Genomic DNA, 12,766 nt, shown 5'->3' with positions numbered 1-12,766 from the left:
AAACGGCAATAAAAATTCAACCGTGGCATTACCGCTGCACAATCGACTTTAGTTGACAAGATGACAAAGTTTGAATCACTTCTTGAAGGTTATCAATGACCTCATTTAATGTTCTAAATCTCTTATTCTTAAAGCCACGTTTAAAACACTTAATGACGTCGGGAACAAGCTGCAAGAGGTGATTCAAGATTTAGACTAATCCATTTTAAAAACCATCGTCAACAAACAATGTTTACAGAAAGTTAGTTTTTGATTTTGGATAAGTTTTAATTATCTATTCAAACACTACTTCTTCCAAGGGCTGACTAAACCATCTACCTTTCATCACATTATCCACTAAAACCTGTTTTTTATCCGCTGATAGAGTCGTATCAGCCTTCATTTCTGCAATAATATCCTTAGAAGTCTGTTTGTCTACCCTCATTTGAATGTTAGCTTCTTCTTTACTTGCATCCATTTGAAGAATTTCGTTTCTTTCAGCAGTCCATTCTTTCCATTGAGGCAACTGGTCACTATTCGGATTACCATTGGCAATAAACTCTTTCAAATAACTTTTGAAGTTTGCGCTCAACTCCTTAGGACCAGCAGATTTAAAATCATCACCAATAAAAGTGGCATAATTTGAGGAATCTTGCAGAAGAGGCTCAAATACGCCATGAAAGGCTCCCAAGAGTGGGGCGGTTTTTGGTGCAACCCTCTTATCATCACCATAAGAAATATTTGTTATATAGATAGGCGAGTTATAAAGACCACTCATAACCCTTGCACTATCCACTGTATTTGACATGCGGTAAAGGGCACTACCATACGTCTCTGCAAAAACAAACTCTTTCAACTTCTCTTGATCTTCAAATAGACTACCATCCGTTGCAGGCGATACAAAATAGGGATCAAACGCTGCAAACAGTGAAAATTCACTCGTACCAGTCAGCAGCAATAACGGAACATCATTATATTTTTTAGTTTCAAACCCTTCCTTAGGAATAACGACTCCATCCTTGTATAGATGGGGGAATACTGACATACGAATACCAGCATTTCCCATTAGCGGAGCTAAACGATCCGCAGACAGATCATATAGGTAGTCTCTTACTTCTTTGTCGGATGACAACAACCACTTCTCAGCTTCTTCCAGTGACGCTTTCTTTCCATCTTCTACTACTAATGGAGCCATAGATTTGGCAAAAATTTGTTGACTATTTGATTCATCAGCCAAAGTCATACCACCACTGAATGAAATAGCTTTATCATATTTATCTTTAAACAGGGGGGAGATTAATGTTGCCATAACATCTCGTCCGCCAGCTGAGAAACCGACCAGGGTCACATTATCCTTATCTCCACCAAAGGTTTCAATATTTTGTTCTACCCAATCTAGTGCAGCAGCAATATCAAGTAAGGTAAAATTCCCAGAATTCTCTTCATCAGTGCCATTTTTTAATGCTTCTAAAGGATTAAACCCTAGCGCTCCCAAACGATAATTCACAGAAACATAAACAGCATTCACATCGTTTACAAAGTCATTCCCTTTGATTTCTTGCGCATGTCCAGTCTGATTATTTCCTCCATGAATAAAAACCATTACAGGTAGTTTACTATCAGTTGTGTTTGGTCTTACAATATCTAAATTAAGTGATTCTTCTGTCCCAATAATTTCACTATTCGATAATTGAATAAATGAATCACCTTTAGTCGTAGCATCAAACTCCTCTTTCCATTTTTTAGGAGGTTGTGGAGCCTTCCATCTTAGTTCTCCAACCGGGGCTTCCGCATAAGGTACCCCCAACCATTCTAGAACTTGGTTCTCTTCATCAATATGCCCTTTAAGAGGACCCGTTGAAATTTCCTTAACCACGTCATTCTTAAAGGCAGTATTATCAGTTTCCTGGCCACATGCTACCAAAACAATAGATACAAATATACTAAATATCAGGCTGAATATTTTTCTCATATAAACTTCCTTTCTTGATGGGAATATAAAAAAACTTAGCGCTTACATTTTTTTATATCAATAAATACCACCTGATAAAACAGATAGTATTTATTGATATATCTTTATTGAACTGTTGTTAGAAGGTAGTCACCTATGTTGACACGACCTTCTTGGGTTGTTAACACATCTGCATAATGATCAGTATTTGTGATAATAATTGGGGTGATAACTGGAAGACCCGCTGCTTTGATGGCATTAACATCAAATTCAAGAAGTTTTTGTCCTGGTGTCACTTTATCACCAACGGCAACAAAGTTCTTGAAACCTTTACCAGCCAATGACACAGTATCCATGCCGATATGAATTAAGATTTCAGCGCCATTTTCAGTTTTAAGACCGATAGCGTGATTTGTTGGAAAGACAAGCGATACTTCTGCATTCGCGGGTGCAACAACAACACCGTCCGCTGGATCAACAGCGATCCCTTTCCCCATTGCTCCTGAAGCAAAGACTTCATCAGGAACATTTTCAAGAGCTACGATGTTACCGATAAGTGGACTAGCAATAATTTCTTGTTTGATATCAACAACTTCTTCCGCTGCAACTGCTTCTGCTTCTTTGACTTTTTCTTCAGTTGGATTTCCATAAAGCGTTGGAACTGGTGCAAAGTATTGAATGATAAATGATAGAATGATAGCAATTGCTGTACCAGCAAGCATTACCCACATGAATGTGAAATCTTTTGTTGTTGGGTTAATGTATGAAGGATACTGGAAGATTCCAAGACCACCCATGGCATAACCAGTTGTACCAAAGAATGATACAAAGGCACCGACAATAGCAGAAACCACACATGAGATATAGAATGGAATTTTCATTGGGAGAGTGTAACCATAAATAGCTGGTTCTGTAACCCCAACAAGTGATGAAATCAAGGCAGGCATTGCACCTTTCTTAACTTTATCTTCTTTTGTTTTAAGCCAGATTGCCAAAAGAACACCTGTTTGTGTAAAGTTTGGAAGACCTGCGGCAACAAGGAATGTACTTTGCTTGTTCATTGCAAAGTCCAAGATAGCAATCGGAACCAGACCCCAATGAAGTCCAAACATAACTAATACTTGCCATAGACCACCTAGTACTAAACCGTAAAGAATTGGGCTAAAACCGTAGATAGCTTGGAAGGCTGCTCCAACCCATGCAGATGCTGTGTTAGCAACAGGTCCCACTGCTAAGAATGTTAGAGGAACTGTGATGGCAATAGTAACCAACGGTACCAAGAACATTTTCAATGAATCTGGTGACATTTTTGCCATGAATTTTTCAATTTTTGAAGCCACAAAGATAGCTAAAATAATTGGAAGAACCGTTTGGAAGTACCCACCAGCTGGCAAGGCAATGTTAAAGCCAGTAGCTTCTGCCAAAGTAGCTTCTAAGTTAGGATAAAGAAGCGCCCCAGCAATAGCAATAGCTGTAAATATATTCATTTTAAATTTTTGAGCTGCAGTGACAGCCAAAATCATTGGTAGATATTGAAATAAACCATCGCCAAGCGTGTTCAAAACGATATAAACACTACTTTTATCATTCATTCCTAGAGCCAAGCAAAGTGCTGTAACCCCTTTTAAGATACCGGCTGCAGTCAAAGCACCAAGGAATGGTTGGAAAATAGAAGAGATGACATCGATAAAGCGATCAAAAAGGTTGCCATTAAAATCATCACCCTCATCGATATCAAGTGAACCAATACCAGAAACACCTTGTTCGAGAACAGCTGCGTAAACATCTGGAACATGGTTCCCAATAACAACTTGGTACTGTCCCCCAGCTTTAACAACAGTTACGACACCATCACGCGCTTTGAGGTAATCCGTATCTGCCTTGCTTTCGTCTTTCAAAACAAAACGCAAACGCGTCACACAATGACGAAGGTTGACAACATTATCCTTGCCACCAACATGAGCAACAATATCTTTTGCCAACTCAGTGTAATCTTTTTTAGCCATTTTGGCTCCTCCTAAATAGTTGTTTATTGGATTGCATTTAGGCAAAGAAAAAACCTAAACAAATACCAAATAAACCACCAACAGACGTATAGACTGCTGTCCTTGTTTATCTTGTATTTATTTAGGTTTTGCCTGCTTGACCAGTAACAATCCATCTGATATTTATTATCATAGCAGACTTTTCTGAATAATGCAAGCGCTTTTTTAGTTTTTTTGAAGATTTTGTGACTAAATGGTTTAAACGCTCTATCTAGTCAAGCCTTTCGATCAGAACCTCGTTTCAGACTATCAAACTAGGTTATCCAACTGCATTTCTATCTCCTCTTTGAGTGACTAATGGAATACTAGTCTTTATCTTTTGTTGTGTTTTTTATTTTGAATGACTCTCACCACAACTGCTGAACCAATTGCTTTGAATTAGCCAAGTCGCTTCTATCATTTAACTTTTCAACCACTAAGAGAGGACTTCTTGTAAGCTAGATAATTGCCTCGCTCATGTACTGGCCTCATGCCTTATTAGCCTAGCATGCTATTTTCTGAGTAATGGGATCAAGAATCTTAACGTCAAAAGCCGAGTGGCGGAGCTTCTCTAAGCAAAACTCAATTGGAAATAAAGCTCGTTTGGACACTACTGCTGTTAACATTCCGGTATAGCGTAATGACGTGTAACCAGTACATAAACGTTATCAAGAGCAACGCCATAAGATGTTATTGCTCACTACCTTTTAGGTACAATTCTATTGAAAAACCATAGGCTCAGATAAAAAATACCTCAGAATAGTATTGCCAAATAGCGATACCATTCTGGGGTTTGGAGAAATAGCTTTCTTTATATAGTCTTTAAAAAACAATCTTAATAGAGACCTGTCTCCTTAATCAGGTCACAGGACACCTTAATCAGTCACTTTAAGTAGGTATATCATCTCTGAATCCTCTATCATCAAGAGTTGTTCTAAACGGTTTAACAGCATGATAATCCAAGAAAAAGCCAGTAAAAATGACAGGATTTCAAAAGCCGTTAAGGACAGATAACCTAGCCCATAAAAAGCGATTGTTTGAACCACCAGGAGTGCCCCTATCGTATAGGAAGCCGCCAAAAAATCGCGATTAACATCTGGTAACAACCAACGAACGCTCACAATTAAGGCAATAATAATATAGACCAGATAACCAGCAACAGTTGTATGAATCGTGTGCCACCTATTATCATTTGGAAAATAGCCAACGGCTCCCAAATCAAGCGCCAATAAAACGAGCAGACCTTGTAGTAACATCAACCGCTTAGAGGTTCCATATCTCACACGTAAGGCAACAAAGAGATAATCAATCAAAGCCAGCAAAACCATGGCTGATAGCATCAAAGCAAGGTTGAAGGTCCAACTGTTATTAGCTTGACTAGTCCCAAGAAAGCTGAGATTAACCTGCCACCACTGGTTATTTTGGTTACTGACCATAGCCAGAACAACACCACTAATGATAATGATTGAAAAAAGACTAGTCAGCCAGTTTCCTCTCAAACGCTCTGACAAGATTGTCATCAGGAAAGATAAGATAAAACTTAAAATCCCCAATAAAAATGAAGCCGTCAGGCGATCAAATAAAATCCCTTTGAATAGTTGACCAAAAACCCAAGCTATCCCTAGAATCAGCAGTACCAAGACAACAGCAAATGATAAGACAATCACAGGCAATACTCGCCAAAAAACGCGTTTAGGAAGCCCATCTAAAAAATAAGCCCGACTTTTAATAAAGCCAACTAAAAACACTGCTAAACTGACAATTCCACCCACAACTAAGAGAGCCGCAAAAATCGAAGGTCTCCCTGTCAGAGGGAGATGGCTTGTCCCTGTCATTCTTAACACCAGGTAGCATATCAGGCTAATCAATGAATTGATTAGAATAAGAACCCAAGTTTTGATAGGCAGTTCTGACTTTTTGGGGTATGACTTCAACAAGAGATTTCCATCACCTGTAATCGCTACTTGAATCCTTTTCTCTTCTTCGGAAGACAAGACTTGAGCCAGCTCTTTAGGTAATAAAATATCTTTCATAATAACCCTTCTTTGTCGTTTTTTACCATTATGACTAAAATGTTGGGAAAAGTAAAGGGCTCTTTTGAACATTCTCCAACAAATCCAATGGGGCCTTTGAGGATTACAAAACTGCTTTTCTAGGATGTCCTTAAATCAACAGCTATCATTGATGGGGCTTTTAAAAAAACAAAACCAACATGTTTCACGCTGTCTAAAGGTTAGTATTTTCTAGTCAGCCACCCGAGTAGGAAAAGAACACAAAAAGTGTTATTCATCGACTTTAAAACCGATGAATAACACTTCGTCAATCTTAATAATAGTTGGCATCCTATCTCATCATCCCCAACAGAGGGAAATCATTACGATTGTAGGCGTTTTTTCAACAGTTGAATCGTTATTAAATAACCAAAGACCAAGAAAATAAACCAGAACCAAAATGCTCCAGGGATTTCCCCAAAATCAACATAGGTGTGTAGGGGGCTTAGTAAAATCACAAAGCCTAAAAGAATCCCAAGTAGTGAGGTAACCAGCACTAAAGTACTAGCACGACTTTGAAGAAATGGGATTTTGTTTGTTCTAACAATGTGAACGACACCTATTTGAGTCGCTAATCCAACAGCGAACCAACCAGCTTGGAAAATACCTTGTGTTGCTAAACTGTTAGCCCCAATCACATACCATAGGACGAGAAAAGTTAGAATATCAAAGATACTGCTGACAGGACCGATTTTCCAGGTAAAGTTCCATAGTTCCGTCAAATTCCAATTGGTCGGTTTTTCAATCGCACTGTTATCGACATTGTCCCAAGGAAGTGTTAATTGCGATAAATCATAAATGAGATTTTGGAGTAAAATTTGCATGGACAGCATGGGAAGAAAAGGAAGAAAGATACTGGCAATCAAGATTGAAAAGACATTACCAAAATTTGAGCTGAGGGTTAATTTGATGTATTTCATCATATTTTCAAAGACGATTCGACCTTCTAACACACCTGTTACCAGAACCATTAGGCTCTTTTCAAGTAAAATAATCGAACTAGCATCTTTGGTAATGTCTGCAGCAGTATCCACTGAAATGCCGACATCAGCTGTTCTGAGAGCAGGTGCATCGTTGATACCATCCCCCATAAAGCCAACAGTATGCCCTTTTTCCTGCAACAATCTAATGAGTCGAGATTTTTGATTGGGTGTGCATTTTGCAAACAGCTGTATCTTGTCAATTATCTCTTTTAAATCATGATCAGAGAGCTGGTCAATGTCCGTTCCTAAAAGGTATTTATCTGAACGAATACCAACATCTTCACAAACTTTAGCAGCGACAATCGGATTATCTCCTGTCAATACTTTAACATTGACTCCGTATTCATGTAGGTTTTGAATCGCCTCTGCCGCCGAGGGTTTCGCTGGGTCTAAAAAGCCTATTAACCCTAGAATGGTCATCTCTTTTTCATCAGAAACACTGTATTCGAGATCATGCTCAGCCAAATCTCTAGCGGCAACAGCTAAAACACGCATCCCTTTGGCATTAAGGGTTTCACTGAGTTCTAAAAAGTGTTCTTGTCTGGCTTTGGTCAATGCTTGTCTGGTGCCATTGATATGGACATGCGTAGCCACTTCGATGACCTCTTCAATAGAGCCTTTGGTAATCATCAAATGATGGGTGTTGTGATCAACAATTAAACTCATCCGACGTCTAGAGAAATCAAAGGGGATTTCATCAATAATCTTGTGTTGATAAGCATGGGGTGTGGCAAAGTGCTTTTCAAAGTAGTCAATAACGGCAACATCCATCAAATTTCGCCAACCTGTTTGATAATAGGAATTTAAAAAGGCATACTCGATGACTTGCTCATTACTTTGACCATCTGCGCCTAAGTGTTCAACAAGGACAACACGGTCTTCAGTGATGGTCCCTGTTTTATCTGTACAAAGAATGTCCATAGCCCCTAAATTTTGAATGGCTTCGCTTTCTTTGACAATAACTTTTTCTTTAGCAAGACGATTTGCTCCTTTGGCTAAGTTACTGGTCACAATCATAGGAAGCATTTCAGGTGTTAAACCGACAGCTACAGCAATGGCGAAGAAAAAAGCATTACTCCAATCGTGTTTGAAAAAGCCATTTAAAAGAAAGACTAGTGGAAACAAAATGGCAATAATTCTAATCAGCAACTTACTGACGTCTCTTAACCCTTTTGAAAAAGTATTTTTCCGACGCTGATTGGTCGCTTTTTTAGCAATATCTCCAAATAAGGTAGCTTCTCCAGTGTGGCTAATAACTGCTAAGCCTGAACCACTAATCACATCGCTCCCCATAAAAATCAAATTGGATTGGTCAAAGATAGCACTGCTATCATCAGAGTCGCGCTCATGTCTTTTTTCAACAGGAACAGACTCACCGGTTAAGGAAGATTGGTTGATAAATAAGTCTCGACTCTGAATTAAGATAGCATCGGCAGGGATCATGTCGCCAGTGGTCAGTGTAATGATGTCGCCAGGAACGATGTCTTCCATGGGAATTTCTACCTTTTGACCAGACCGTGTCACCGTGGCCGTATTCTCAATCATCTGTTTCAAGGCCTGACTCGATTGCTGGGCTTTATATTCCTGAACAAATGAAATACTGACACTGACAATAATCATTAGTAACATAACCACTGCTGACTCGATATCTCTTGTCACGAATGAGACAATCATCAAGAGGGATAAAACAAGTACGAAAGGATCAGTAAAACATCTCCTAAGAATCTGCCAGACTGTCCTTGGTTTTTCAGCGTTGATTTTATTAGGACCGAATTGTTCTAAGCGTTGCTCGGCTTGTTCATGATCTAATCCTTCTGGCTGAGTCTTTAACTCTTCTAATAATTGATGCGTTGGTAATTGAGCTAATTGCCGAATAGCTTGTTCTTTTTTAGTTGTCATAGCCTTTCCTTTCTAATCTAAAATAATTGCAAATTATCAGATACTAGTTCAACTAACCCTCTTTTCCTTGGCTATACGCTTTCACAACAATTATATGGTGGTCAAAAGAGCAAAACTAAATCGTATCATGGTATATTTGATTAAATTGTTTCTACAATAGTCACTCTAACATTAAAAGAAAGGGCTGTCAACCAAGTATGAAAGGGCTTTACCGATAACTCTTCGTTTTATCTGACTCTGTCACGATGCTAACTTATGAACGAGTGAATCTCGGGAGCTGAAAATCCACCGCTAAAAACGACTCATACTTTGTTTGACAACTAAACATACGGTCAAACATTAGAAGCTGCCATTTCTTAGAAAGGTGTAAAAAAAAACGATCTGATTCTTTCTAAAAGAAAAAGCCAAATCGTCACTCAACTGTTTATGCTATTACTATTTAAGAAAGAACTATTCCAATCCACCCTCTTAAAATCAATTCTCATTCAACATTCAGTCAGCACAAAGTCTAAATACCTTAATTTTCAGGCAACTAGACAACGACTCCTTTTTTATGACCTCAACTTCATAAGACAAACCTATGGCAAAAATAGTCACTCTCCACAAATTCTGTCGAAAATCAAATCACTTGAAAAGTCAACTGACACATAATGGATGACCTAAAAGCTGTTTTTGTAGGGTATTAATGCCCATTCTCATGTACTTTCCCTGACCTTTTTCTGTAACATCAGCGATCACATCAAACAGCAGTCTTTTAAAAGGAATACCTTTACCTAGTTAACTCTTTTCAGGAAAAAAGTAACCAAGGTTCGAAAGAATGATGATGACTAGAGTCTTACCCTCAAATCTAAATCAGAATGATTTTTTAACCTCTGTTCTTTGACTCATCTTATGGACAGTGTTGACACTTTCAGCCATTCTCAAGTTACCGAGCATCTTGCATGCGTTGAATGTGAATCGTCAGATACACCTTTTCATCAATACTCATCTCGAACTCATAATTGTCCTTCACGTAGTGGGCAATTTTTTGAGTACAACTAAAACTCACCGGATAATTCTGCTTAATTTGCTCATACAAGAAGGGATCATTGGAACCTTGAACCAACCCATTCACCACACGCTGCGCAAAATACTGCAAATGGGTTACAAAACGATTATAAGAGATACTATCTTCCGCTACCATTTTTCCAAAATGTAATCGAACAATCTCTAAAATATCAATCACCAATCGAGTCGTCTGTCGCGACTGGTTAATGTCGCCATTTTCACTTTGAGCATTAATAAAATGCAAAGCAATGGAAGAAGCTTCATCATCGTCAATAGATAAACCAAAATCATCACCTAGACGACCTAGTAATTCTTGCGCTACTTTATATTCCTTAGGATAAAATTTACGAACTTCCCAGGCTAGAGGGTTAGAAATCGTAATTCCCTGCTTTACCCGCGCTAACATAAAATGCAAATGATCTGTCAACGATAGGTGTAGGTTACTATTAAAAGTAACACCCAATGCTTTTTCCGAACAATCAATGGCCTGCAGGAAACTAGTTAACTCGTCATGTGGCAATTGCTCATACAAATCCTCCAAATCAGAAGACAATTTCCCTTTTTGAAGCGCAAACACCTTTTCAATCTTGGATTGATCAATTTCATCACCCATCTTTTTCTGAAAACCAAGACCTCTTCCCATAACAATCAATTCTTGGTCCTTATCGTCTTTCACTTGAATCACATTATTGTTATACACTTTCTCGATGATCATGCTTCGCTCCATTTCTAATCCTTAGTGTCATTATAACAAATCCTAAAAAGTCTGACAAAATACAAAAATAGATTTCTGACACCAAACAGTATCTGCTAAGCTTACAAGACAAATAGACGTCACATTAAGGTAATGAATGCCCTAAATGGATTAGGCCTGATGATACTTTCCTTTTTCTTTAGTGAGCCTAAAACTAACTATATGCCTTACAGGGTTTATGGACAACCGTTGTTACTTAAAGTACCCTTTTAACATCTCTCAAGCAAGTATAGTTAAGGCCAAGGCTAAACACTGCTGTGAATACTCAATGAAAATCAAAAACAAACTAGGCAACGCCGATACAGATAGAACTAAAGTTCATCAAATCATGTCAATAAGGTCTGCCTTTGATTTTGAAGAGTATTAAAAACCACCGTCAACAGACAATGGTTACAGAAAGTTAGTTTTTGATTTTGGATGAGTATAAAAAGTCGATTCGCACCAGCCATTTCCCCAACACAAAAAGGGTAGCTAAAAAGGGCTCTATAATTTCTGTAGTGGGTAAATTCTTCTCGGAGATTATGGAGTCTTTTTGAATATAGCAAAAAAGTCCCATATGACTTATAATGAAAAGCGACTAAACCACTCATTAGAAAGACTCATATGGAACAACTAGATTATATCAAAGATTCGCTCGACATTAAAGACCCTAACATCACTTTTGAAAAGACATTTGACAAGTTCTTCACTCACAGAGAGTATCATGCCAAGTTAGATTATGATCCCCCTCAATGCTCTGTTTGTCAAGGAAAAATGACAAAGTACGATTTCCAAAAGCCTTGCAAAATTCCCTATCTGGAAATGGCGGGTTGTAAAGTACTGATTCGTCTCAAAAAGCGTCGCTTCAAATGTCAAGCGTGTGGGAAAATGGCTGTTGCTAAGACCTCTCTGGTCAGAGAAAATCACCAGATTCCCAACATCATTAACCACAAAATCACCGACAAACTCATGAGTCGTGAGGCAATGACAAAAATCTCTGAAGACCTGTCTGTCTCTGTGTCAACCGTCTATCGGCAGCTCAACCGCTTTGAGTGCAAGACCGATTTAACCTGGTTACCCGAGAACATGTCCTGGGATGAGTATGCTTTTAAGAAGGGAAAGATGAGCTTTATTGCCCAAGATTTCGATGCTAACAAGATTATCGCTATCCTTGATGGTCGGACGCAAGCTGTCATCAGAAATCATTTTTTGCGGTATTCTCACAAGGTGCGCAGTCGTGTTAAAGTCATCACCATGGATATGTTTAGTCCCTACTATGACATCGCTAAGACACTGTTTCCTAAGGCGAAGATTGTTCTCGATAGGTTCCACATTATTCAACATTTATCTCGCGCTATGAACCGTCTCCGTATCCAAATCATGAACCAATTTGAGCGTCAATCTCACGAATATAAGGCCTTGAAACGTTACTGGAAACTCATCCAACAAGATAGTCGTAACCTAAACGATAAACGGTTTTATCGTCCAACTTTTCGCATGCACTTGACCAATCAAGAGATTGTGCAACGTCTTTTGAGCTACTCTGATGAGCTACGTCACCACTATGAACTCTTCCAATGCCTTCTCTTTCATTTCCAAGAAAAGCAGGAGAAACACTTCTTTGAACTCATTTCTGATACCATCAAACAAGTCCATCCCATCTTCAAGACCGTCTTATCAACCTTTCTAAAAGACAAGGAAAAGATTATCAACGCCCTGAAACTACCTTATTCCAATGCCAAACTAGAGGCGACCAACAACCTTATTAAAGTCATTAAGCGAAATGCTTTTGGCTTTAGGAACTTCGAAAACTTCAAAAAACGGATTTATCTTGCTTTGAATACAACAAAAGAGAAGACCAAACTGGTCCTCTCTCGGTGTTAACTATAAGTCAACCCACTACAGTTGACAAAGAGCCCTAAAAAGACTTAGCATTATACCTGATATTTGGCTCAATGCTAAGTCCTATAAGTAAAAAAGTAATGATTGAGAGTCAGTTCCTCAACGGTTATTTTATTAGCTATATTCTTGTAGCATGACAAGCGACCAGCTTAAAACACACTAGCTAAACTTTAGTATAACAAGCAGAATGAAACAGC

At 38.5% G+C, this 12,766-nt stretch carries 6 protein-coding genes and 1 pseudogene; 1 reads left to right on the top strand and 6 read right to left on the bottom strand.

Annotated features, from left to right (window positions below; all coding sequences use genetic code 11):
* Window positions 1–28: 28 nt before the first annotated feature.
* The 6 genes and pseudogenes from A2G56_RS10885 to licT form a co-directional block, all read right to left on the bottom strand.
* Window positions 29–142: pseudogene (locus A2G56_RS10885) on the bottom strand (IS630 family transposase); the annotation flags it as partial.
* Between the two features lie 132 nt (window positions 143–274).
* On the bottom strand, window positions 275–1,951 hold the full coding sequence (locus A2G56_RS01365; RefSeq protein WP_062707959.1) for a carboxylesterase family protein: 1,677 nt from the start codon (window positions 1,949–1,951) through the stop codon (window positions 275–277).
* 104 nt (window positions 1,952–2,055) lie between these two features.
* Window positions 2,056–3,936, bottom strand: a complete 1,881-nt coding sequence (locus tag A2G56_RS01360; RefSeq protein ID WP_062707954.1) for a beta-glucoside-specific PTS transporter subunit IIABC — start codon at window positions 3,934–3,936, stop codon at window positions 2,056–2,058.
* 893 nt (window positions 3,937–4,829) lie between these two features.
* Window positions 4,830–5,987 (bottom strand): hypothetical protein, encoded by a 1,158-nt coding sequence (locus A2G56_RS01355; RefSeq protein ID WP_062707951.1) that lies wholly within the window; start codon window positions 5,985–5,987, stop codon window positions 4,830–4,832.
* Between the two features lie 341 nt (window positions 5,988–6,328).
* Complete coding sequence (gene mgtA, locus A2G56_RS01350; protein WP_062707948.1) at window positions 6,329–8,887, bottom strand: magnesium-translocating P-type ATPase; 2,559 nt, start codon at window positions 8,885–8,887, stop codon at window positions 6,329–6,331.
* Between the two features lie 925 nt (window positions 8,888–9,812).
* On the bottom strand, window positions 9,813–10,649 hold the full coding sequence (gene licT, locus A2G56_RS01345; RefSeq protein ID WP_062707946.1) for a BglG family transcription antiterminator LicT: 837 nt from the start codon (window positions 10,647–10,649) through the stop codon (window positions 9,813–9,815).
* A 642-nt stretch (window positions 10,650–11,291) separates the two neighbouring features.
* Here licT and A2G56_RS01340 point away from each other — a divergent pair.
* Complete coding sequence (locus A2G56_RS01340; RefSeq protein WP_062707495.1) at window positions 11,292–12,551, top strand: ISL3 family transposase; 1,260 nt, start codon at window positions 11,292–11,294, stop codon at window positions 12,549–12,551.
* Window positions 12,552–12,766: the final 215 nt, after the last annotated feature.

This window comes from Streptococcus halotolerans, assembly GCF_001598035.1.
Lineage (GTDB): Bacteria > Bacillota > Bacilli > Lactobacillales > Streptococcaceae > Streptococcus > Streptococcus halotolerans.
The sequence above is the reverse complement of the archived record's forward strand: the minus strand, read 5'-3'. Positions and strand labels throughout refer to the sequence as shown.

What these genes read in the sequence shown, in the direction of transcription:
- A2G56_RS01365 (WP_062707959.1), bottom strand. Translation starts at nt 1,951, where the DNA reads ATGAGAAAAATATTCAGCCTGATATTTAGTATATTTGTATCTATTGTT.
- A2G56_RS01360 (WP_062707954.1), bottom strand. Translation starts at nt 3,936, where the DNA reads ATGGCTAAAAAAGATTACACTGAGTTGGCAAAAGATATTGTTGCTCAT.
- A2G56_RS01355 (WP_062707951.1), bottom strand. Translation starts at nt 5,987, where the DNA reads ATGAAAGATATTTTATTACCTAAAGAGCTGGCTCAAGTCTTGTCTTCC.
- mgtA (WP_062707948.1), bottom strand. Translation starts at nt 8,887, where the DNA reads ATGACAACTAAAAAAGAACAAGCTATTCGGCAATTAGCTCAATTACCA.
- licT (WP_062707946.1), bottom strand. Translation starts at nt 10,649, where the DNA reads ATGATCATCGAGAAAGTGTATAACAATAATGTGATTCAAGTGAAAGAC.
- A2G56_RS01340 (WP_062707495.1), top strand. Translation starts at nt 11,292, where the DNA reads ATGGAACAACTAGATTATATCAAAGATTCGCTCGACATTAAAGACCCT.